The sequence below is a fragment of the Vibrio sp. RE86 genome, assembly GCF_013114545.1.
Classification (GTDB): Bacteria; Pseudomonadota; Gammaproteobacteria; order Enterobacterales; family Vibrionaceae; genus Vibrio.
Window position 1 is genome coordinate 134,617 of the sequence record NZ_VTXI01000016.1, and the last position, 23,735, is coordinate 158,351.

The 23,735-nt window shown below is 43.1% G+C and carries 22 protein-coding genes; 15 read left to right on the plus strand and 7 right to left on the minus strand.

All coding sequences use genetic code 11. From position 1 onward, the window contains the following. Positions 1 to 31: 31 nt before the first annotated feature. Positions 32 to 469: a DUF3069 domain-containing protein gene (locus tag F0231_RS15290; RefSeq protein WP_171760560.1), complete on the minus strand. Its 438-nt coding sequence runs from the start codon at positions 467 to 469 to the stop codon at positions 32 to 34. A gap of 202 nt (positions 470 to 671) precedes the next feature. Here F0231_RS15290 and F0231_RS15295 point away from each other — a divergent pair, with 202 nt between their 5' ends. Both F0231_RS15295 and F0231_RS15300 read left to right on the plus strand, forming a co-directional pair. Continuing rightward, positions 672 to 1,628, plus strand: coding sequence for a diguanylate cyclase (locus tag F0231_RS15295; RefSeq protein ID WP_171760561.1), 957 nt, complete (start codon positions 672 to 674; stop codon positions 1,626 to 1,628). 71 nt (positions 1,629 to 1,699) lie between these two features. After that, on the plus strand, positions 1,700 to 2,689 hold the full coding sequence (locus tag F0231_RS15300; protein WP_171760562.1) for a Solitary outer membrane autotransporter beta-barrel domain: 990 nt from the start codon (positions 1,700 to 1,702) through the stop codon (positions 2,687 to 2,689). Positions 2,690 to 2,696: 7 nt separating this feature from the next. Here F0231_RS15300 and F0231_RS15305 read toward each other — a convergent pair whose 3' ends face one another. Beyond that, on the minus strand, positions 2,697 to 3,932 hold the full coding sequence (locus F0231_RS15305; RefSeq protein ID WP_171760563.1) for a GGDEF domain-containing protein: 1,236 nt from the start codon (positions 3,930 to 3,932) through the stop codon (positions 2,697 to 2,699). 218 nt (positions 3,933 to 4,150) lie between these two features. Between F0231_RS15305 and F0231_RS15310 the strand changes: the two genes are divergently transcribed. The 10 genes from F0231_RS15310 (at position 4,151) to F0231_RS15355 (ending at position 13,326) form a co-directional block, all read left to right on the plus strand. Beyond that, the gene (locus F0231_RS15310) at positions 4,151 to 4,519 is read left to right on the plus strand and encodes a late competence development ComFB family protein (protein WP_171760564.1); all 369 of its coding nucleotides are present in this window, start codon (positions 4,151 to 4,153) and stop codon (positions 4,517 to 4,519) included. Positions 4,520 to 4,533: 14 nt separating this feature from the next. Next, positions 4,534 to 4,812 (plus strand): HlyU family transcriptional regulator, encoded by a 279-nt coding sequence (locus F0231_RS15315; RefSeq protein WP_171760565.1) that lies wholly within the window; start codon positions 4,534 to 4,536, stop codon positions 4,810 to 4,812. Positions 4,813 to 5,122: 310 nt separating this feature from the next. Next, positions 5,123 to 6,673 (plus strand): Re/Si-specific NAD(P)(+) transhydrogenase subunit alpha, encoded by a 1,551-nt coding sequence (pntA, locus tag F0231_RS15320; RefSeq protein WP_171760566.1) that lies wholly within the window; start codon positions 5,123 to 5,125, stop codon positions 6,671 to 6,673. Between the two features lie 13 nt (positions 6,674 to 6,686). Further along, positions 6,687 to 8,081 (plus strand): Re/Si-specific NAD(P)(+) transhydrogenase subunit beta, encoded by a 1,395-nt coding sequence (pntB, locus tag F0231_RS15325; protein WP_171760567.1) that lies wholly within the window; start codon positions 6,687 to 6,689, stop codon positions 8,079 to 8,081. A 151-nt stretch (positions 8,082 to 8,232) separates the two neighbouring features. Continuing rightward, positions 8,233 to 9,687 (plus strand): sensor histidine kinase VxrA, encoded by a 1,455-nt coding sequence (gene vxrA, locus F0231_RS15330; RefSeq protein WP_171760568.1) that lies wholly within the window; start codon positions 8,233 to 8,235, stop codon positions 9,685 to 9,687. Further along, positions 9,662 to 10,321, plus strand: coding sequence for a response regulator transcription factor VxrB (gene vxrB / locus F0231_RS15335; protein ID WP_171760569.1), 660 nt, complete (start codon positions 9,662 to 9,664; stop codon positions 10,319 to 10,321). Before vxrA ends, vxrB begins: the two co-directional genes overlap by 26 nt. Beyond that, entirely contained in the window at positions 10,321 to 11,205 is an 885-nt protein-coding gene (locus F0231_RS15340; protein ID WP_171760570.1) for a DUF2861 family protein, read from the plus strand. Before vxrB ends, F0231_RS15340 begins: the two co-directional genes overlap by 1 nt. Positions 11,206 to 11,265: 60 nt before the next feature. Continuing rightward, positions 11,266 to 12,474 (plus strand): conjugal transfer protein TraF, encoded by a 1,209-nt coding sequence (gene traF, locus F0231_RS15345; RefSeq protein ID WP_171760571.1) that lies wholly within the window; start codon positions 11,266 to 11,268, stop codon positions 12,472 to 12,474. A gap of 74 nt (positions 12,475 to 12,548) precedes the next feature. Continuing rightward, the gene (locus F0231_RS15350; RefSeq protein ID WP_171760572.1) at positions 12,549 to 12,701 is read left to right on the plus strand and encodes a YoaH family protein; all 153 of its coding nucleotides are present in this window, start codon (positions 12,549 to 12,551) and stop codon (positions 12,699 to 12,701) included. Between the two features lie 457 nt (positions 12,702 to 13,158). Continuing rightward, the gene (locus tag F0231_RS15355) at positions 13,159 to 13,326 is read left to right on the plus strand and encodes a hypothetical protein (RefSeq protein ID WP_171760573.1); all 168 of its coding nucleotides are present in this window, start codon (positions 13,159 to 13,161) and stop codon (positions 13,324 to 13,326) included. Between the two features lie 461 nt (positions 13,327 to 13,787). Here F0231_RS15355 and yciH read toward each other — a convergent pair whose 3' ends face one another. Together yciH and F0231_RS15365 are read right to left on the minus strand one after the other, a co-directional pair. Next, entirely contained in the window at positions 13,788 to 14,099 is a 312-nt protein-coding gene (gene yciH, locus F0231_RS15360; protein ID WP_171760574.1) for a stress response translation initiation inhibitor YciH, read from the minus strand. A 5-nt stretch (positions 14,100 to 14,104) separates the two neighbouring features. Then, entirely contained in the window at positions 14,105 to 14,488 is a 384-nt protein-coding gene (locus F0231_RS15365) for a DUF3319 domain-containing protein (protein WP_171760575.1), read from the minus strand. Between the two features lie 99 nt (positions 14,489 to 14,587). Between F0231_RS15365 and F0231_RS15370 the strand changes: the two genes are divergently transcribed. Next, entirely contained in the window at positions 14,588 to 15,544 is a 957-nt protein-coding gene (locus F0231_RS15370) for a tyrosine-type recombinase/integrase (RefSeq protein ID WP_171760576.1), read from the plus strand. On the opposite strand, the gene F0231_RS15375 is transcribed toward F0231_RS15370, so the two are convergent. Then, positions 15,541 to 16,533, minus strand: coding sequence for a D-alanine--D-alanine ligase (locus F0231_RS15375; RefSeq protein ID WP_171760577.1), 993 nt, complete (start codon positions 16,531 to 16,533; stop codon positions 15,541 to 15,543). The two genes, F0231_RS15370 and F0231_RS15375, sit on opposite strands and share 4 nt — an antisense overlap. Before the next feature lie 162 nt (positions 16,534 to 16,695). Next, positions 16,696 to 17,271, minus strand: coding sequence for an SPOR domain-containing protein (locus F0231_RS15380; RefSeq protein WP_171760578.1), 576 nt, complete (start codon positions 17,269 to 17,271; stop codon positions 16,696 to 16,698). 216 nt (positions 17,272 to 17,487) lie between these two features. Here F0231_RS15380 and F0231_RS15385 point away from each other — a divergent pair, with 216 nt between their 5' ends. After that, positions 17,488 to 20,172: a bifunctional acetate--CoA ligase family protein/GNAT family N-acetyltransferase gene (locus tag F0231_RS15385; protein ID WP_171760579.1), complete on the plus strand. Its 2,685-nt coding sequence runs from the start codon at positions 17,488 to 17,490 to the stop codon at positions 20,170 to 20,172. Between the two features lie 34 nt (positions 20,173 to 20,206). On the opposite strand, the gene F0231_RS15390 is transcribed toward F0231_RS15385, so the two are convergent. After that, on the minus strand, positions 20,207 to 21,103 hold the full coding sequence (locus tag F0231_RS15390; protein ID WP_171760580.1) for a LysR family transcriptional regulator: 897 nt from the start codon (positions 21,101 to 21,103) through the stop codon (positions 20,207 to 20,209). Between the two features lie 254 nt (positions 21,104 to 21,357). On the opposite strand from F0231_RS15390, the gene F0231_RS15395 reads away from it, so the two are divergent. Then, positions 21,358 to 23,598 (plus strand): TonB-dependent hemoglobin/transferrin/lactoferrin family receptor, encoded by a 2,241-nt coding sequence (locus F0231_RS15395; RefSeq protein ID WP_171760581.1) that lies wholly within the window; start codon positions 21,358 to 21,360, stop codon positions 23,596 to 23,598. Positions 23,599 to 23,735 lie beyond the last annotated feature (137 nt).

Consider the following 23,735-nt stretch of genomic DNA (forward strand, 5'->3'; position numbering starts at 1 on the left):
AGTGCGGCGTTTGTATCAATCAAAGTTTCAATTACTTAGCAAATACGTCAGTAAAATCACGCTTTAGGATTGGGTCGCGGCGTGCTTTCTTAATCTGCTTAACCATGTCTTTAACACAATTGTGTAGAACTTGATCAAGTAGTGACGCACGGTACTCTTCTTTTTGCTCGTCAGTCATATCTTTTGGAAGATCAAGCGTTGGGAACTCTTCCATCACGTTGATACCAGCAAAACCTTGGCTTACTGAAATTAGAGCGTGGAACTGCTCAAAGTTATCCAATACGTTTTGCGCGCTGTTTGGTAGTTCGTTCCAAGCTTCACGGACTGCTTCTTCAGACACTTCATGGATTGACGTTACCATGTAGTGCATCGCTTCAGGAACGCCGTCGAATTCAATAACTTGACGCAGTTCTGCTGAAACTTCTGCTAAGTCTACTTTTGGTTGTTCTGTTTGATTAACGTCAGACATGTCTATGTTCTCTTAAATGTGTGTATAACCGCGCTATCGTAAAAAATTAACGCCAAATGTCAACCTTCAATGGTGGAATCGCAAATAGTATAGTATTTTTAGGTTAAGCATGTGATTTCTTATGTTTTTTCAAATCAGCACGATCAAACGCTTCTTAGCATCAGGTCTGATTCAGAAGTGAGCGTCGAGTAGGGAGAGTAGAGTGGAAATAACCGGTTCTTCAATGAAGATTCTGTTGGTGGATGATGTTCAAATGGAGCGCATCCAACTCGCTATTCGATTAAAGCAGCTCGGCCATACTGTTGAGATGGCCGATTCCGGAGCGAGTGCATTAGAACTCTATCCAGACTTTGAACCCGAACTTATTCTTCTCGATATTTCGATGCCGGATATGAATGGGTTCGAAGTATCCAAAACGATTCGTGGCCGATATCCCGAGTGGGTACCAATTATCTTCCTTAGTAGTCATGATGAGCCTTCTATGATCGCAAGTGCGATTGAAGCGGGTGGAGATGATTACTTGATTAAACCCGTAGATAAAATTGTTCTAAATTCTAAGCTCATCGCCATGCAGCGCATTGCTTTCATGCGACGTGAGCTAAAACAGAAATCAGCAGCACTCATTAAAGCAAATGAAGAGTTAGAGAAATTAGCGACTGAAGATGGCCTTACTAAAGTAAAAAATCGCCGTTTCATTGACGAAAAACTCAAAGAATTGATTACATGGCATGGCCGTCATCATTTACCTCTTAGTTTAGTTCTGCTTGATGTTGATAGCTTTAAACGCTTTAACGACAACTACGGCCATATAGAGGGCGATAAGTGCTTGGTTTCGCTCGCAGGGCTTCTCAGTGGGCTCTTTGTACGTAGTGGAGAGATTGTGGGTCGCTACGGCGGTGAAGAATTCGTGGTGTTGCTCGGTAACACCGATTTTTCAAAAGCTCAGAATGATGCTTTACGAATCCAATCATCTCTAGAATCGTTAGCGATTCCCCATGAGTTTAGTGATGCTTCAAGATTGGTGACAGTGTCACAGGGTGTGTTGACAGTCCGTCCTTCGGGTAAGGAGGATGCTGAACATTTATATCAGGCCGTCGATAAGCTTCTCTACCAGGCGAAAGTGGCTGGGAGAAACCAATTTATCTCATCAGAAGAGTAATTAGGTGTATTGCCACGATTAATATGATGAAGTAACTTACTTATTATTCGAATGTTATTGGACAGACATGAATGCAATTGATACCTAAATATCGCGGTGTCGCTTTGGTGTTAATTTGGAGTTCCCCTTTATCTGCCTCACAAGGTATCCCTGCGGTTCAAGGTTACCTCGAACAAGCATTTTCAGCCGCCATCGTTTTAACAGATAGCGATGTGTTCACCGTGGGCGTCCATGACTTTGACCCTAACGAGTGGTTTAACTTAGACAATGAGGACATTGGTTCTCAAGATTCAGTGAAACTACGCCAACAAATCGCTGTGTCGACGCTACCTTACACTTTTGAATTGAGCGACGACGAAGCAACACATAAGCATCAAATTTTCACCCGTTTTTCAATTCTTGGTTCAAGGCAAGACTTTGAGATCTTACCCAATGAAGTCCAAGACTATCAGAACGAAATTGTTTTGGGTGCATTCACTGCGTATCGTTATAAATACAAGCTTTCTGATCACTGGACGCTTACTCCGGGGCTCGGTCTGCATCTTCAGTACTTTAAAAACGAACATGAATACCGTAGTGATTTTTCTAATGACATCGTCAAACCTGTCTTTGACAAGGTTATTTTCAACACAGATGCTTGGGCTGCATCGGTAGAGCCTCATGCTGAGCTGAAATACACCAAACCGACAGAATGGGGCAGTTGGCATGTGACGTCGTCATTTCACTATTTTTATGGTGAGGGTTGGGGAGAAGCAAACTATGGCGATGTCGGTAATCCTGAAGGTTGGTATTATGCCAACGGTATAGAGGCCTATTACAACGTTAGTCAGTGGGGACGTTCGATTCAATCGCTTTATTCCAGTTTACGACGTATCGATGTCGGGGGGGATACCATAGGCCTAATGGGTACTCGTCACTATTACGAAGGGTCAGTCGGCTGGCTGATGACACCACCGTTTGAGTCTGATTGGATTGATAATGTGGGGATCGGTCTCAATATCAACTATGGAAGTAATCTGAAAGGCGGGAGTATCGTTCTGTTCTTCAATCAAGCTGAGTAGGCGTGTCCTAAGCTAAGCACACCTTGTTTCGTCCACTTTTCTTCGCTTTGTACAGCGCGTTGTCCGCGGACTTCATGACTTCCGAGACTTTTTTGGTTTCACTGCTGTCGGCAACACCAATACTGATCGTCACATTGACATAATCTTTGGCTTTTTTCGCTCCCCGCTTTTGAGAACCCTCTTTATCGTCCTTTGGACGCGAGTCGTGGTTACGAATCGCCATATCGTAAGACTCAATTGAAGCCCTAAGCAGCTCTAAATGATCTCTCGCATCATCAGCATATTTACCTTTGAACAGGACGGTAAATTCTTCACCACCATAACGGTAGACCTTGGCACGCCCGCCAACGCAAAGCATTTTAGAAGCAACCAGTTTTAAAACATCATCACCGATCTCATGACCATAGGTATCGTTAAATGATTTGAAATGGTCAATGTCCAACATTGCAATGGTATAGCGTCTACCAAGGTGTTTTAAGTCGGATTCTAAGGCAAGACGCCCAGGTATCTCTGTTAATGTATCTTTAAATGCGAGCTCATAGCTTGCAGACAATAAGTAAACAAGCAGTAATATGCCTGCTAGAGAGAACATGGTGCTAGAAATATAGGCAACATGGAAAAAGACAAACGTTGTTGAGGCGAGTAGTGTTGCAGAATAGATAACAACGTCGATGATTCTGTTTTTACTCATCACGCAAATGGCAAAGATAAGCACCATTGCAAGAGAATAGATGACTAAGATGAATGGAAGTCTTGATACCTCTGGTAAAACAAACAGGAACGTTTCGTCAATATTATCAAAGCCCCCATCGTAAAAGTGCATCAAGATAAGATACGACCAGAACACGAACAGTGACAGTGTCACTAAAAAAACGCCAAAAGAGCGTGAGAAAAGGTTGGAATCTTTATAGGAAAACACAAACAACAGCGCAATCGGCAATAGAGCAGATAGTAGAGAGAGCTCAAGGATGGTCGTACCGGATGAAAGAGGTGATTGTAGCCTCTCTTGAATCAACCAATAGGCAAGCAGCAAAGCAGAGGACACCATAGCGATCCGACTTTGTTTGAAAGCATTCGCTAGGACAATTGCCGTGAGAAAAAGCACGAATGGCAGCTTAGTTACCACGCCCAAGTTGGATTGGGTCAAATGAATCACGTTGTTCATGCCAAAGGCGATAAACGTCAACAATAGCAGTGGCAACGCGAGACGAAACCAATTTGTAGTGACGAGAGAAAACGACATGAAACCTAGCCTAAAACGAATAATTTATTGATTGTTATCTCTTTAAGAATACTTTTATTTGATGGATTTCCAAGCTTTTTACTAAACTAATGTATGAAAATTGAAGTCATGAGTAACTTACGAGCAAAATGTGGTGTGGAAGTACTCAACGAGTAGCATCAAAAAGTGGTTTCGCCCATACTAAACTCTGAAACAATTCATAGAGGGAGCTGGATTGTATGCAAATTAGTGTAGATGTACATAACTATATGGAAACACTTGTCGGGCAGGTCTTAGCAAAAGCTAAGTATGTAGAAAACTTCGACAATGAGCAGCTTGCCGATTTAGCGTGTTTAGCACTTAGCCAGCTTAGACCGGTTTATATCCGTCATGACATTGATTTTTTATCTGCGCTGCCTGAAGAGCGTTTAGTGACTCTAAAAGAGTATGCGGAATCAGCGGTCGAAGCAGCGACAGGGATGATCATTGAAGATCGTCGTAGAAATAGACACGACGATGTCCCGGTTGTATTTAGCAAGCAAGTATTCGATGATGATGGTGAACTAGAGTGGTTTGAAACGCCGCTTCTGAATAAAAAACAGAATTAACCAAGGAGTAGTGTGTGGGACTTTTTTCACGTTTGTTTGGTGGTCCAAAGGAAAAGCCTAAAGTTGAAGTAGAGCCAGTTGAGTATAAAGGTTACTTAATCTTTCAAGAGGCTCAAGCTGAAGGTGGACAATTTAGAATTGCAGGGCGCATTACCAAGCAGTTTGGAGAAGAGATGAAAAGTCACCGCTTTATTCGTTCAGATGTCCTACCTAGTGAAAGTGACGCGAACGAGTTCATGTTAAAGAAAGCGCAAATGTTCATCGACCAAATGGGTGACAACATTTTCCAGTAGATGCTGTTCAAATTGACAAACATCATAAATTAGAGAGCCATTAGCCGTTATGCTGATGGCTCTTTTGTTTTATGAAGTAGATATAATACTCTGTTTTTAAAGCGATTTAACCATTCTGGTAAGACCTGTTTTTAGGCTCTTAACTGGTTATGATACTTTGTGCTAGGTAACGGGTGGAATAGCAGTTCAATTCATTACTAATAGTTATATGTAATGATATTTTGTGTTTTTGTTACAAAATACTTGAAGTGTCGGAATTCGTTGGATAAAAAAAGAACAGTCATTATTGCGAATAGTCAAGGAATAGCTAATGCAAATTGGTGTGCCAAAAGAAATACTCGCGGGTGAAACCCGAGTGGCTGCCTCTCCGAAGTCGGTAGAGCAGTTATTAAAACTAGGCTTCGATGTTGCTGTCGAATCAGGTGCGGGGGATCTCGCAAGTTTTGAAAATGCAGCGTTTGAAGATGCCGGTGCTAAAGTTGTCTCAACTGAAGAAGTGTGGCAATCCGATCTTATCTTAAAAGTTAATGCGCCTCTTTATAATGAAGGCAATGACGAAATTGCACTTCTAAAAGAAGGAGCAAGTCTCATCAGTTTCATTTGGCCTGCGCAAAACCCTGAGTTGATGGAAAAACTTTCAAGCAAAAACATCAACGTAATGGCAATGGATGCCGTCCCTCGCATCTCAAGAGCCCAAGCATTAGATGCACTGTCATCAATGGCGAATATTGCAGGTTATCGTGCAGTGGTTGAAGCCGCTCATGAATTTGGTCGTTTCTTCACTGGGCAAATTACGGCGGCAGGTAAAGTGCCACCAGCAAAAGTGCTTGTCGCAGGTGCAGGTGTTGCTGGTCTTGCTGCGATCGGCGCTGCAGGTAGCCTAGGAGCGATTGTTCGTGCATTTGACGTTCGCCCCGAAGTAAAAGAGCAAGTTCAATCGATGGGCGCTGAGTTCTTAGAAGTCGACTTCAAAGAAGACTCAGGGTCGGGAGATGGCTACGCAAAAGAGATGTCTGATGATTTCAATAAGAAAGCGGCTGAGCTATATGCTGAGCAGTCAAAAGACGTTGATATCATTGTAACGACAGCTTTGATTCCCGGACGTCCTGCGCCTAAGCTGATCACCAAAGAGATGGTAGACAGCATGAAAGCGGGCAGTGTGATTGTCGACTTAGCTGCAGCAAATGGTGGTAACTGCGAATATACCGTCGCAGATAAAGTCATCACGACAAAGAACGGCGTTAAAGTGGTTGGCTATACCGATATGGTAGGGCGTCTACCAACGCAATCTTCTCAACTATACGCCACTAACATCGTCAACCTACTTAAATTACTCACCAAAGAAAAAGACGGCAACATTAATATTGATTTTGAAGATGTTGTTCTGCGTGGTGTCACCGTTGTTAAAGAGGGTGAAGTCACGTGGCCAGCACCGCCAATTCAAGTATCTGCACAACCAGAACAAAAAACTGTACAGCCGCAAACGAAACCTGAGCCAAAAGTAGAAGAGCCAACTTCACCAGTCAAGAAGTTCGCTGCACTTGCCGTGGGCGTTGGTTTTTTTGCTTGGATCGCTTCAGTGGCGCCTGCTGCGTTCCTGTCTCACTTTACTGTTTTCTTTCTCGCGTGTGTCGTTGGTTACTACGTCGTCTGGAACGTAACGCATGCTTTGCACACACCGCTTATGTCGGTAACGAATGCTATCTCTGGCATCATTGTTGTTGGTGCTTTGCTCCAAATTGGTCAAGGAAACGGCGTCGTGTCGTTCTTGTCGTTTATTGCAGTGCTAATAGCCAGCATAAACATATTTGGCGGTTTCACCGTAACCAAGCGCATGCTTGAAATGTTTCGTAAAGATTAAGGAGTAACAGGGAATGTCTGCAGGATTAGTACAAGCAGCTTATATTGTTGCTGCGTTTTTCTTTTATTTGAGTTTAAAAGGTCTATCTAAACAAGAATCGGCACGCGCGGGTAACTATTACGGTATTGCGGGTATGGCGATCGCGCTGATCGCGACGATCTTTGGCCCTGATTCACAAGGCCTTGTTTGGATCATTATTGCCATGGTGATCGGTGGTGGTATTGGTATCCACTACGCGAAAAAAGTTGAAATGACCGAAATGCCAGAACTCGTGGCAATTCTTCACAGCTTTGTAGGTATGGCTGCGGTGTTAGTTGGTTACAACAGCTACATCGATGCGCCGGTTATCGCTTCACTTAACCCACAAGAAGCACACGCAGCACACGTAATTCACCTAGTCGAAGTCTTCCTAGGTGTGTTTATTGGTGCTGTTACGTTTACGGGCTCGGTAGTTGCGTTTGGCAAATTGCGTGGCGTAATTTCATCTTCGCCGCTAAGCCTTCCGCATAAACATAAGCTCAACCTTGCTGCAATCGTTGTATCAACACTTCTAATGATTTACTTCGTTAAAGCTGACGGTAGCATGTTTGCACTTATCATCATGACTTTGATTGCATTTGCCTTCGGCTACCACTTGGTTGCGTCAATTGGTGGTGCAGATATGCCAGTTGTTGTTTCAATGCTGAACTCCTACTCGGGTTGGGCAGCAGCAGCGGCAGGTTTCATGCTAGCAAATGACCTACTAATCATCACGGGTGCATTCGTTGGTTCTTCAGGTGCGATTCTTTCCTACATTATGTGTAAAGCAATGAACCGTTCGTTTGTGAGTGTTATTGCTGGTGGTTTTGGTCAAGAAGTTGTTATTTCTGAAGATGTAGAGCAGGGCGAGCACCGCGAAACATCTGCAGAAGAAGTGGCTGAAATGCTTAAAGGTTCTAAGTCGGTGATCATCACTCCTGGATATGGCATGGCAGTAGCTCAAGCACAGTATCCAGTTCATGAAATTACGGAGAAGCTACGTGCACAAGGTGTTGAAGTACGATTTGGTATTCACCCTGTAGCGGGTCGTCTACCTGGGCACATGAACGTACTATTAGCTGAAGCAAAAGTTCCTTATGACATTGTTCTGGAAATGGACGAGATCAATGACGACTTCCCAGAGACAGATACCGTGCTCGTTATTGGTGCAAACGATACCGTAAACCCAGCAGCGCTTGAGGATCCGAATAGCCCGATCGCAGGTATGCCTGTACTGGAAGTGTGGAATGCACAAAACGTCATCGTATTTAAGCGTTCGATGAACACAGGTTATGCCGGAGTGCAAAACCCGTTGTTCTTCAAAGAGAACACACAGATGTTGTTTGGTGATGCGAAAGAGAGCGTGGACGCTATCTCCAAAGCGCTTTAACCTTCTATAAATAAGCCGAGAAGCCAGCATAATTGCTGGCTTCTTTTGTTTCGTGGATACCATTTCTGACATTGATATCACATTTCAATTTTATATTTTTGCGATAATGTTTTACTCTAAATCTAACTTACTGATTTATTGAATTTTTGCATTGATTAGAACAACGATTAAATCGCTCGCTTTATGCTTAACCTTGTTAAGTCCAAATTTGTATGCGGAGTCATTACCTGAACGTATTGACCAATTCGTTGATCTTTTCGATCAAGCTAAAGCAACGGCGTCTTATGATATCCGTAGCCTACAATCTGACTATCCAACTCGACTTCTGACCCCTGAATCTATGTTGCCGCAAACATCTGCATACCCGCTTAAAGATGTTCAGCGACTCTATAATCTCGCTCAAAACTGTACTGGTAAGCTGCCGTTAAGCCCTCTAATTACAGAGCCTTTGGTCTTTACTCGTGCAATGTGTAAGGGCAGTAAGTTAAGTGATAAGTGGTTCGCGCGTAGTGCGTTGGTGCACCCAGGTGGTGGCACGTATGCAAGTCGCTATGTAGGTATATACCCAGAAAGGCAGGACGATCTTCAGCAGTACATGCATATTAAAGAGCGTCCGTTGGCAGAAGATACAACTTTGCTAGGTCGCTTACAGCGTATGGATGAAGATGCTGTCGTTGCACTTATATCTGGTTCTAGCATGTTCATCGAACGGGAAGAGCTTTGGTTACGTCAAAGTGATAGCTACCTAATTTTCCCGGAGAGTATTTGGCGAAAGAACATCGAAACAGCAGGGCTCGCTTTCAGTTTAAGAAGTGAGTCAACGAGTTGTTTTGTTCAGAGGGGTAACCTTTGTTGGGAGGTTGAAGACCATTCCGATATTCTTCGAATCAGTATGGTGGCGTTGGTCATTGCCAACATCCTGCTCGTTCTGGGCTGGTCAGTCTATCGCTGGAATACGAAGCGACAAGAGATGAAAAGTCGCATGCTGATTTTGCAGATCTTAACGCATGAACTTCGCACGCCTATCGCAAGTCTATCCCTTACGGTTGAGGGCTTTAGACGTGAGTTCGAACAGCTTCCCGAGTCGGTATATGATGAATTTCGACGTCTGTGTGAAGACTCAAGACGTTTACGCCAGTTAGCGGAAGCAAGTAAAGATTACCTACAATCAGACAATAAGCCGCTAGCGACCGATTGGGTGCCTTCGGTGCAAGAATGGTTAGAATTTAAGATAGAAGAAGAGTTCGATAATAATGTCGAGTTCGTCATCAATGAAGACATTGCCGCCAAACTTAACGTATATTGGCTAGGCACATGTATTGATAATTTAATACGCAACGCCGTCAAATATGGAGTTGCGCCTGTGGTAGTTGATGTAACAACTGCTAAGCAAAAAATTACGGTTAAAGTGATAGACCAAGGTGAGCTGTCTTCGAAAGATTGGCGACACTTACGCAAACCTTTTGTGAGTAAAAGTGGCCTTGGTCTTGGCTTGACTATCGTTGAATCGATGGTTGGACGCATGGGCGGTAAAATGTCCTTATGCGGTCCACCGACAACGTTTATTTTGGAGATACCTTGTGAAACAGACACTGCTTCTCGTTGAAGATGATAAAAATTTAGCTGATGGTTTACTCGTAAGCCTAGAACAAGCGGGATACGAATGTTTCCATTCAGAAACGATTGCGGACGTAGCGCAATACTGGGATAAAGCGGATCTCGTGATTCTAGATCGCCAATTGCCAGACGGTGATTCTGTTCAACACCTAGTGGAATGGAAGAAAATTAAAGACGTTCCGGTGATTCTATTGACGGCTTTGGTAACCGTTAAAGATAAAGTGGCAGGCTTAGATGCAGGTGCTAACGACTACTTAACGAAACCATTTGCAGAGGCGGAGCTTTTTGCTCGTATTCGTGCACAGCTACGCGCGCCAGAAGGTGAAGCGGGTGACGATACAAAAGTGACAACTGAAGATCTGATCATCGATAAAGCAACTCGCGAAGTACAATTTAAGGGCGAAGCAATCACACTGACACGTACCGAGTTTGATTTGTTACTTTTCTTAGCGAGCAACCTAGGGCGAGTATTTACCCGTGACGAACTGCTTGATCATGTATGGGGTTACAACCATTTCCCAACGACGCGTACAGTTGACACTCACGTACTTCAGCTTCGCCAAAAGCTACCAGGGCTCGAGATAGAAACACTTCGTGGTGTTGGTTACAAAATGAAGGCGTGATGATTAAATCGAGCATTATTGCAGGTGCACTTGTTGTAAGTGCACCACTTTCAGCCAATCAAGTACCATGGTTTGAAAGTAACTCACCCCTGACTCAAGCTCATAAGCATCTACTCAACGATGACTTACCGGGTATGTTCACTGCGCTCGTTGAAGTCTGGCAACGAGAGAAGAACCGATCAATTACGCCTCATCTTAACGAACTATTTTTGCAATCCCTTGAAGTTGATTGCGGAAAAAGCCTCGATAACAAAGCGTTACCTGATTGGATGAATTCGATTACGGTCAAACGTACAGAAATACAAAGTCCTGGCCGAGACTCTTATAGAGCAAGTATCGAGCTTAGTGCAAACAAAGATATTCGCGATATTTCCCTCACTCGTTGGGTTTCTAAATCAATCTCAACTGACAACGAGATGACAGAAATTCCCAGTTTAGGTGAAGATGAAGCCGCTTCTAAGCGTTATGTAAAACGTTACAATCTAAATAGTCGCGTTCAAATGGGGCTATACCGAATTGACGTAACCGCAAAAGATGAAACTTCTTGGAGCTCATGGCTAGTGTTAGGTGACCCCAAAGCAAAAGTGACAGTACGTTGGAACGGTAAAGCGCAATGGAAAGTTGAAAAAAACGCGCTCTTAAACCGCCACTGTCCATTACCCAAACTCGAAACCGCACTTTATGATTATATCGATGGGAACTATGTTCAAGTATGGGGTGAAAGCTATGATGCGGATTACCCAACGTCACTTGGAAGTGTACCAATCGAGACCGGACGCTATGTTCTTGCGGTTTCAATGAATCATCAACGTTGGCAAGGGCCAATTATTGTAGAGCAATCCCAAATAATTAGTAAAACGTATGATGTTTCAGTGGAGGAATAATTCAAGTTAATACACAATAGGTCGATATAAACACATGGAACTGAAAAAGTTTATACCGATATGAAAAATCAAATAAAACTCTTATCGTTGTCTATTGCACTGGCTGCCACTTCTGCATCAGCAGCTAACTATGCAATCGAAGCCCGTGGCGATGCTATGGGTGGTACTGGTGTTGTCTCTGCGAATTTTTTAACTGCTCCTTTCTACAACCCAGCTCTGACCGCAATTTACCGTCGAAATGATGATGTCGGAATGATCACACCAAGTATCGGCTTGTCATACAGCGATGAGCAAATGATGGTTGATGATCTTGATAAAGCTGCAGGCTTAATCGACGATGCCATTGGGGGGGACTTCTCAAATATTGCAGAGCTAGAAAGCACATTAAATGCTCTAGAGGGCGATATTGCCAAATTAGAATTCGGCGGTGTTGTTGCGTTTGCTATTCCAAATAGCTATGTCGCCGCAAATGTTTTTGGTAAAGCGTATGCGGAATCTTTCGCTCAAACCGATATTTATACAGGTGCAAACAGCCAAATCGACCCAGCTTTGAACCCAGCAATTAATGCTGAACTTAGTGCAGTGAACGCTGTTGGCGTTGGTGTTACCGAGGTCGGTATATCTCTAGCTAAATATCAGACATTTTTAGGGCAACATATTTCTTTTGGTATTACACCGAAAATTCAGCGTATCTATACCTATGTATATAGTGCAAACCTAAATAACTACGATATCAAAGATATAAGAGAAAACGGAACGGGAGAAACCATGTTCAATATGGACGCTGGTTTCCTTTGGTTCTACGGCCCATTACGAGTTGGCTTGTCGGCAACTAACCTTGTTTCTCGAGATATTACGACACAAGAGTTAGCAGGTTCCACTGTAGTCTCTAGTATTGATAGTTCACAAACTCGAACATTTGATCCTGTCTCTTATGCATATCAAATGCGACCGCTATACACAGTCGGTGTTGGTTTAATCGGTGACTACGCAGCAATCAGTGTAGACTACGACCTGAATGAAGAAGAACGTTACACCAATTTCGATGACAACACACAAATGTTACGTGTTGGTGGTGAAATCGACATTATGCGCCAATTAAAGCTTCGCGCGGGTTGGAAACGTAACCTCGCTTATGATGATTTAGACGACACGTTAACTGCCGGTATCGGTTTATCGCCACTAAATCTTTTCCAACTTGATATCGGTGCAAGCTATACCAACGAGAACTCTATGGGAGCATACGTTAACTTCTTAACGAGTTACTAAGTAGAGTAGGTGGCACTAGCTTAAAGCGGTAAATCATAATATAGTCGGCTCCTAAATTATTAGGAGCCTTTTTTATGTTTGATGATTTACCACCACTCACACATGAAGAGCAGCAAAAAGCTGTCGAACAAATCCAACAACTAATGTCTGAGGGTATGAGCACTGCACAAGCGATAAAAGTGGTTGCAGAACAGATCAGAGCTGAAGCCACCAATACACAGCAATAGACATTAAATGTCTCCAAGTAAAAGAAGAGCAGGATACTGCTCTTTTTTTGTGCCTGAAAAAACTCACACACTATAACTAATTATTTATCCTTTATGGCCACGAAAATACATTAAATACAAATGTATATACAAATAAAACTAGAAAAACTTTCATTTGTCGCGATTCTGAAAGTGAGCGTTAACTTCTTCTGCTTTTCAATTAACGCATTTAATTTCAATGACTTATCTTGGATTATTGTTTCATGGGTAGCCTAGCATGGAATTAACTTGTAATTAAATTACAAGAATGAAAAATTCATGTGTGAGCGCTTACTGTCTTGTAGTGATTTATTCTTTGGGGTTATGGTGTCACACAACGGTTAAGATCGTGACTACGTATCACAACTTGGTCATTGGGCTATAGTTTCGCTATGAGCGAGTGCTAGATTTGGAGTATTGATACAAACTTGGAACAAATATGAAGGTTGAAATTCATCTTCAAGCAATGAGCTTGTTACTTGTAGTGAGTTCTACGTTGTATGCGGAAGAGCCCACGATAATTGCTCAGTCCATTCCATTGCCAACACTTGAGGTAACAAAGTCTAAGCAGCTTTCTATGCCCCCGATGGTGTTGAATATGTCTTAAACGAATATTTGTCGATTCAGCAAGTGTAAGCATCCTAGTCAAAGGTACGCCGTTAGAGTTATCTCGGGAGTGTCGTGGTGAACACTTGTCGTTTAAACCGGTGAGTCGTTCAGAGAATACGTTGTTTGTAGAAATTATACTGAAGAGTCGTAACTTGAATTTACGCTACACGGCGGGCGCTCATTCATACGCATACAATGATTGGCAAGTTAGAGCCGGTTAAACAGGCTTACATTAAGTGACGGTGTCATGAACTGCGCGACCTAAATACCCACACCATAGTGCGCATTATGTATCTTATGTTAAATGTGGTTTGTTATTAAATAGAGCACGTTGTTGTGCTCTACTCTTTATGGCTGCTTTCGTTGCAAATCTTGGTAGGAATTGAACATAAGGCTATTTTACATAAAATACCTAATAACTAGTTTGATAATCAAAGATTAGCAAACAAGCTCTTAGGATTAACCGCCAGCCAGTTTCACTGTGTGGCCTTTCTTTTCAAGGTGCGCTTTAATCTTGTCTCGTGCATCACCTTGAATCTCGATGGTTCCATCTTTAACAGAGCCACCACAACCACACACTTTCTTAAGTTCCGCAGCTAAAAGCTTTAATGGTGCATCGTCTAGGTCTAAGCCTGTGACGATTGAAACGCCTTTGCCTTTACGTCCTTTAGTTTGACGAATGATACGAACAATTCCGTCGCCTTTTTCACGCTGTGGCTTTTCTTCTTCAGGTTTAATTCGACCTACATCAGTACTGTATACAAGAGTCATATTCGTTATTTCTTCTGTTGCTGTTCTGCTTTTTGTTTAGCGACTAAGTATGCCTCTATATGCTTCTGTATAGCAAGCTTACCGCCCTTAATAAGACGCCCATTAAACATGCAGTACCAGGCATTAGCTTCTCCAGTATCGTTCTTAATGGTAAAACCATTGAAGTTTTCTTGTGCTGGTGAACCTGTACCTTCTGCTTTTTTCTTTCCAGCAAGCGAACTGAACTCTTTAGGATCAATGATCGTTGCGGTATCACAGAACCAATCGATGCTTTTCTTAACGGCAGCCATGCTTCCAGATAACACATGGTTTTTGATTTGAACTTGCCAAACTTCCGTTGAACTTCCAGCGGTTTTGAGGACGAAACCTCTATATGTAGCAGCAGCCATAGCGAACATTATCGTTGTATTAATTTAGTTTAATAATAATTGTAAATCGCTCATTATCAAGTATATTTATTAGGGTTTTATTGGTTATAGTGCGCTAGTATGAGGAAAAATGTTCGTGTCGTCACATGTAGTGACCAACGAAATCGATATTTCGATCGATTTTCTAAAGAGATTAATATTGATGACATAAACGCTCTGATGGATCATCAATACTCGCGTAACTCACTCTTAGCTATGCGAAAAGATTGGAATCTATTTTCCATCTTTTGCCACGTAAAAGGTGTTAAAGCGCTTCCTGCCTCTACGACTGCAGTTCGATTATTCTTGGAAAAAGAATCTAAGAGCCGCAAATATGCCACCATTAAACGTTACGCCGTGACGCTAAGCCTTGTTCATCGAACACTAGGTTGTAATGACCCAACAACCTCGCTATCTGTCCAAACTCTCCTCTCAGACTTACGAGTCGCCAAAAAGAACGATGCATCGGTAACAAATCAGTTCACTAAAGATCATCTAGACGCCCTGTCTTTAAAACTTGAAAGCTCTGCGAAGGTAAGTGATTGTCGAGATTTGGCCATTTATCACCTTATGTTTGAGTGTATGTTGAAGCGTTCTGAGTTAAAGCAGCTTCTGTACTCGGATGTAAACATTACTGGTGACGCCGTCACTATTTCACTAAAAGAACAACACTACTCTCTAGGTTCTCAAGCGTCAGCCTACGTCACTAAGTGGTTAGTACTTAGAGGACAACACGACGGGCCTCTGTTTACCGCGATCGACAGGCACGGTTACCTCAACGACACTCCTCTCGATGACTCTTCAATCTATAGGATTATGCGTTCGGCTAGCGATAAATTACGACTAGACGTTAAGTTTTCAGGGCAGTCATTGCGTGTTGGTGCGGTCAATGAAATGGCTAAGAAAGGAGCCAAAGTTCAAGAGATACAGCGAGCTGGAAGATGGGTAAGTGCAGCGATGCCCTATCACTATATTGGTAATAAGGCTCGCTCTGAAGAAGAAAAAATTGTATTTAAACGCTTTAAGCCTTGGGATTAAAGCGACGAACGTACACAGTTTGCTAAGAAATCAGCGAACTTATGGCCATTATTTTCAAGCATCTTCGGGAACATAGAGATAGGTGTCATACCTGGGAATGTATTCACCTCATTGAGATAGATATCGCCACTCGGCGTTAAGAAGAAATCGATTCTAGACAGGTGACGAAGGCGCATTTGAGTAAAGACCTTGTGCGCACTGTCTTTAATTAACGCTAACTGCTCATCCGTTAAGTTTGATGCTACTACCTCAGTCGTTGAATGACTCGTTGCACTGTATTTTTCTTCGTATGAATAGAAAGCGTCCGCTGGTGCAATCACCTCACCTGGTAGGCTTAAATGCAACTCACCTTCATATTCATAAGCTGCGACCTCTAGTTCTCTAGGTTTAACGGCCTGTTCAACGAGAACTTGGTCTGAATACGTAAACGCATCATCCAGTGCTTTTTGAAGTTGTTCGATATCCGTTACCTTGTAACATCCAACTGAAGAGCCTTGACGGGCAGCTTTGACAAATACGCTTCCCCATTCGTTGAAAGCGTTGGCACTTAACTCAAACGCATTTCGATTGTTCTCTGACAAGAAAATGTAAGGCGTGTTTGGAATGCCTAGAGCGTCGTACCATAGTTTCGACGTGATCTTATTGAAGCTATTGGTACTCGCTTCTGGACCACAACCTAAATATGGTATTCCAGCTAGCTCAAGCATAGACTGAATATCACCAGTTTCACCTGGGAAGCCATGAATACAAGGGACAATAAAGTCTAGTTTCGTTGACTCGGTTTCACTGTTTAGCGTGCCTGAGTTAGTGTCTAAGTAAACCAGTTCATCATTTGTTGTATACCAACCATCTGACTTCATCTCTACGCGGATGACATCAAACCCAGGTGTTAGCGAGAGTTGCGATTGCAAAAAGCCTGCAGAAACAAGTGATACTTCGTGTTCAGACGAACCACCACCGCAAAGAAGAAGAATAGTTGTATTGGTCATTAAGTGATCTTTCCGTGAAACAACAGAGGGATTGGTAAAACCATAATAATAAAAAGCGCTAACAGTTACACGATTTTCACCGGTGAATTACCGCATTACTGTTTGAATGCCTAGAAAATAGGCATAAAAAAAGGGGCTGAGCCCCCTTTTTAAACAATTTTATTAATTCAGCTTGTTAAGCGTTGGGTATTGAGAGTTTTTAATTGCATCAATACTCTTCACGAACGGCTTAAGAGTTTGGAACTCGTTAGGCAATTCGCTGATCGCTTTTTTCGCATCTGTGCGTGTCGCGTAGTCACCGTATAATACTGTGTACCACTTAGTGCCGTTCACGACTTTGTAGTTTTCCCAGATTGGCTGGTTGTCACGTGGAAGCTTGCGTGCGAAGTGGTCCACTTTAGTCTGCGAACCGACAGCGACTACTTGAATAGTGAAGCCGTAGCGTGGATTCATCGCCGTTTGCTTGGCAGTAGGTGGAATGATCGCTACTGCAGGCTTAGCTTGTGGCTGCATCTTAACAACTTGCTTCTCTTGAGTTGGAGACATCTTGACCACGTTGCTTTGAACGTTTTCTTCCGCAATGCCGTTAGTCATTCCTTGTTGTGATACAACAGGTTGTTCAACCTGAGGTGCTTTGTAATCCTCACGATAACTTTCTGAACTCACATCGGTAACGTAATCACTCGACACACACGCAGAAAGCACCACTGACAAGCCAACAATCGCAATTTTTTTCATGAAATCTTCAAAAGCCTTAACTAAATATTACTGTAAATCATGCCGTTAGATAGGCATAGAATCAACCCAACATTTTAATTATATATCAATACACTGTGACACAAGGCACAAACTTCACTACTCCCTCAGTGATCTGCCTAAAACTACATCACAATCGCACAGTATTTTCCCTATAGGTTGGTTACGATTGCTGTAATGTCCGCTTAGGAGAACGCTATGAGTCATCTGAACCACCTATTGAAACCACGTTCTGTTGCTGTCATCGGTGCATCCATGAAGCCTATGCGAGCTGGCAACATCGTGATGAAGAATCTACTTCATGGTGGCTTTGAGGGTGCAATAATGCCGGTAACACCAAAGTACTCTTCTGTGTGTGGTGTACTGGCATACAACTCTATCGACCAGCTCCCTATCGTTCCCGACGTTGCCATCCTTTGTACTCACGCCAAATATAATCAAACGCTATTCCAACAATTAGCTGAGAAGCAGGTTAAGTCGGTTATCGTTCTTTCCGCTGATATGCATTTTGCTAACGAAGATGGTGAGAGTATTCAAGCTGCGTGCTTCGAAATCGCGAAGCAAAATGGTATGCGTATACTCGGCCCTAATAGCTTGGGTTTGATATTACCATGGGTGAACTTTAACGCTTCGTTTTCTCCAGTCACGGCTGAAAAAGGTAAGATCGCATTTATATCTCAATCTGCAGCGATGTGTACCACTATTCTCGATTGGGCGAATGACAAGAACATTGGATTTTCTGCCTTTATCTCATTAGGTAACGCACTCGACATCGACTTTTCAGATCTACTTGATCATCTAAGTACTGATTCTCATACCGAAGCAATACTGTTATATGTCGATACGATTAAAGACGCTCGGCGTTTTATGTCAGCCGCTCGTGCAGCCTCTCGTAACCGGCGAATTCTCGTATTAAAAGGTGGGCGAACTGCTGCAGGGAGAGTCGCAGCCAGAGCCCATACTGGTGGCGATGACACATTAGACATCATTTACGATTCAGCGATAAGACGTACAGGGATGCTGCGAGTAAAGAACTCTCACGAACTATTTGCAGCAGTTGAAACCTTAACTCATTCTGTTCCATTAAGGGGTGAACGCCTTGCGATAATAACCAATGGCGGCGGCCCCGCTATTATGGCTGTTGATACCCTACTCGACCGAGGGGGAAAGCTAGCCGAACTATCAGAGCAATCTCTTGATAAGCTCAGTGCCATTTTGCCCCCGAGTTGGAGCTACAATAACCCAATCGATATGGTTGGCGACGCGGACCATTCACGCTACGTCGATACGCTTAATGCATTAATGGATACTGATTGTGCAGATGCAATATTGATCATGCACAGTCCTTCAGCGGTGGCGCATTCGGAGCAGACAGCACAAGCCGTTGTCGATGCAATTAAAGCTCACCCTAGGCATAAAAGATTTAATATTCTGACTAACTGGTCTGGTGAACTTACCGCAAAGCCAGCGCGTGACATCTTTACGCAATCAGGCATCCCTACGTATCGCACACCGGAAAGTGCGGTTGTCGCATTCATGCACTTAGTTGAGTATCGCCGTAACCAGAAACAGTTAATGGAGACACCAACGACAGCAGAACCGGTTCATATTGCTGAACTAAAAGAGGCCAATAATTGGATTGAAGATAAATTACTGGATAAAAATACAGTATCGCTAGATACCCATCAAATTGGACCTTTTTTGCGCTGTTTCAATTTCAATGTTTTGCCAACCTGGATCGCTTCTGATTCAAGTGAAGCAGTGCACGTTGCAGAACAAATTGGGTACCCGGTGGCGGTCAAACTGAGGTCTCCTGACATAGCGCATAAGTCTGATGTTCAAGGGGTGATGCTCAACTTACGAAATAGTCACGAAGTTGCCAATGCGTCGGACGCGATTCTCGACAGAACGAAACTTTCTTATCCATCAGCACACATCCACGGCTTACTGGTACAAGGTATGGCTAAATTAGCTGGCGGTGAGGAAATACGAATCAAGGTTAAACACGATGAAACGTTTGGCCCGGTTATCTTGTTAGGCCAAGGCGGATCTGAGTGGGATGAATCCATTGACGCCGCATCCGCACTGCCCCCACTAAATATGGCTTTGGCACGGTATCTCATAGTTCGTGCAATAAAAAATGGCAAGATCAGACCCCAAAAACTTCCAGAACCAATGGACATCCATGGTCTGTCTGAGCTACTTGTTCGCATCTCCCAAATGGTGGTTGACTGCCCACAAGTACATGAACTGGATATTCATCCAGTACTCGCTAATGGTTCTAACTTTACCATCATAGACGCGGATTTAATCTTAAAACGATATGAGGGTGATGCTCAGCAGCGGCTTGCTATTCGTCCTTATCCTGTAGAGTACGAGGAACTCATCACGCTCAAAGATGGTGAGGAAGTGTTACTGCGCCCTATTCTTCCTGAGGATGAGCCCGATCACGCTGCTTTTATCAACAACGTTTCTAAAGAGGATCTCTACAAACGATTCTTTAGTGATGTTGGCGAGTTCAATCACGAGGCGTTAGCGAACCTCACTCAAATCGATTATGACCGCGAGATGGCTTTTGTCGCAGTCAGCCAAACACGCAGCGGTTCTCCAATTATTGGCGTATCGAGAGCACTAATTAATCCCGAAAATACCGATGCAGAGTTTGCGATATTGATACGTTCTGATTTAAAAGGGAATGGTCTCGGTAAAGTCTTGATGACCAAGATTATCGAATATTGTCGACATAAGGGTACTGAACAAATGTCAGGTATGACTATGCCTACAAACCGTGGGATGTTGATGCTTGCTCAAAAGCTAGGATTTGAACTTGATGTCCAGTTTGAAGATGGTACAGCAGACATGAGACTGCCTTTGAACGTATAAAATTGGGGAGCACTTTTTGCTCCCCTTACTTTATTTAGACCTTAGCCGATTGTTTCCAATGTTTGATTAGGTATTGGATACACCAAGATTTAGCTTCACCAATCTTATTGCGCTTCCAAGCCAGAATAATATCAATCGGTTGATCGTCCGTATCAGTGATCTGCTTTAACTCACCGCTTTCAATCAGGTCGAGTGCTAGCTGTTTCGGTAAGGTGCCAATGCCCAGCCCGTTTTTTAGCGCATCAACTTTAGCCGCAAAATTCGTCACAGTAAGCCTTGGTTGACGATGAGCAATATTAACGCTGAGTGCGGGTTGTTCGCGAGCAGTGTCAGCTATAGCAATCACACGATATTTTTCACGTGCTTGGTCATCAAAATCGCCACTTCTTTTATGTACATAATGATCGGTTGCCGCAACCCAGATCATATCCATAGTACCGATTTTCTCTGCTTTAACGTCGTGAGGTAATGTGTCCATCTTAGGTGCGATCAATAAATCTGCCCTACCTGAGTTTAGAGCTTCCCAGCAGCCAGCCAATATCTCTTCTTGAAGCTTAATTCGTGTGGAACTGACGTTACCAAGGTCATTGACCAGATTAAAGAAGTTGCTAACTGGGATGATGCCGTCAAATGCGAGTGTAATATCCAGCTCCCATCCATTTGCTAATACACTTGCATCGTTAACTAACTTTTCAGTGGCGGCCAGTATCCCTCGTCCACGTTCTAAAATCAGTTTCCCTGCCTCTGTGAAGTTAGCTTTATGACCTGAGCGATCAAAAATCATGATATCAAGGTCTTGCTCGAGTTTTTGAATCTGATAACTCAGCGAGGATGGTGCGCGATCAAGTTCATTAGCGGCTGCGGCAAAACTACCTCTCCTTTCAATGGCATCCAAAATATGAAGTGCTTCTAATGTTATTGGACTCTGCACAACTCTCTTCCTTATTTATAATTCGCTTTAGTTTAGTGACATGCATCACACTTAATATCTATTAGTTGAACCTTTACAGTTGTTAACAGAATGTTTATCTAACTGTATTGTAAAGAATTTCTCAAGGTTAAGACAATTTTGTTCCTACCGAACGACATAAACGCCAATGCAAACAATAGTAATTATCATTTAGATCCAATAGAATGCCGTCCGTTCAATGAAAAACCTATATGGATTAAAAGGTAATAAATATAATGTATAAGAAATCTCTATTGTCAGCTTCGATTGTTTTAGCGTTGACGTCAACTGCGTATGCCGAAGAGTATGCCCTATTTGATGAAGTGGTGGTATCTGCAACGCGTACAGAGCAGCAGTTGGAAGATGTGGCTGCGTCTGTTTCTGTTGTAACTGAAGAGGACATTGATAAAACGCTCTCAAAAGATTTAGGCGATGTATTTCAATATACCCCTGGCGTTTCTGTAGAAACCGATAGCCGTCACGGTATTCAAGGTATCAACATTCGTGGCTTAGGTGGTAACCGCGTGAATATCCTTGTTGACGGTGTCTCTCAGCCTTCACGTTATGACTCGGGGTACTCTTTCCTACAATCTAGCCGAGTAATGACAGACACGGAGATGTTTAAGTCAGTAGAGATCGTAAAAGGTTCTGCATCAAGCTTATACGGTAGCGACGGCATTGCTGGTATCGCTGCATTCCAAACAAAAGATCCTTCAGACTTTGTATCAGACGAAAAGCAATTAGGTGGTTACGTAAAACTCGGGTACGCATCTGATACGAATGAATTTTCAGAATCTGTGGCATTAGCGAACAAGTTTGGTGATTTAGAAACCTTGGTTGCGTACACACGACGTGACGGCGAAGAAGTGGATAACTTCGGCACACCTGACGAGCAAGATTCATCAAGCGATAACCTGTTAGTAAAAGCCCAGTACCAAATTAACGACGAAAACCGCATCGAACTTGTTGGTGAATATGGTAAAAAGCAAACTGAGACTCAACTAGAAAAGACTGGTCAAACATTTATTTCTGACTTTGGTGGCTTCCCCCCTTCATTCCGCATGGGTTTAGGTAACATCGAGTGGGACGAAAACTATGGTGATGATGAGTCAGAACAAACACGACTTGGCTTTAAACACATCCTTGAAAAAGACATTAGCATTGCCGATAAGCTTGTGTGGGGCGTTGCAGGTATTAAAAAAGATGAAAATGGTAATACTCATCGAAATGGTCAGATCACATCGGTGAGCGCTATGTATCCTGGTTCGCCAACACCTGATGTACCTACTGGTGACGATGCGTTGCGTGCCGAACATAAAGATTACACGTACAACGAGAAAGCAGTTCAATTTGACGTCCAAGCAACTAAATATATTGAGACTGCAAGTGTCCAGCATACTTTGGTATATGGTGCGAACTATCAAACCAAAGATATTGAAAACCGCAATTTGACGCGCAACCTTATCGATAACACAGACAGTACAATTTTCTACCAACCGAATGCAGAAGAAACGCGTTACGGTGCATTTGTTCAAGACGAAATGCTATTACTGGGTGAAGCATTACGTCTAACACCTGGAGTTCGATTCGATAGCTTTGAGACTAAGCCTGATGTCACCACGGAAGGTATAGATCCTACAGTTAGCTATGACAAGCACTCTAGCTCTGCTGTTACTGGTCGTCTAGGTGCCGTTTACGAATTAACTAATGAGCTCAAGACGTTCGGTCAAATTTCTCAAGGCTTTAGAGCGCCTAGCTTCGACGAATTGTACTACTCGTATGATGGTGGTTCATCTTATGAAAACCGCCCTAACCCACAGCTAGAAGCAGAAGAAAGTATCACGTACGAAATTGGATTCCGTCACAATACAGACATCACTTCTTCAGAAATTGCGTTCTACTACAGCGATTTTACAAACTTTATCGACCATAAAGTAGTAGAAGAAGGTGCTACGAGCTCAGATCCAGATGTATACCAATACGTTAACGTTGATGAAGCCGTAATTAAAGGTGTCGAATTTGGTAACACACTGGACGTAAGTGCTGTAACTGGTGCGTTTGATGGTATTACTTCTCGCTTTGCGATTGCTTATACGCAAGGCGAAGATGGTAACGGTAACGCACTTAATTCAATTGAACCATGGAACGCTGTGCTTGGCTTAAACTATGACGCTCCTCAGCAAAACTGGGGTACGAGTATTCAGCTAAGTTACATCGCTAAAAAGTCGAACAGTGATTTGAATCTAGACGGCGACAATGGCGGTACAACCGATCAAGTAGAAAACCCTTCAGCTACAGTTGTTGACCTAACGGCATACTACGTACCAGTGAAAGATCTGACGCTACGTGCGGGGTTGTTTAACGTAACTGATGAGAAGTACTGGGCGTGGAGTGATGTACGAGGTCGCACTGAGCTAGACCTTGATGAATCACAAGCAGGCCGTAATTGGGCAATCACTGCTAAGTACGAGTTCTAAAAACTAACCTAATAATCAAAAAGCCAGCGTAATGCTTAATGCTTGTAAGTTAAGAAGCATTTAATACCTTTTTGAAGGCCTAGTCGCGTAGCGACTGGGCCTTCTTTTTACCGCTCGTGGATAACTTCTATCCCGCC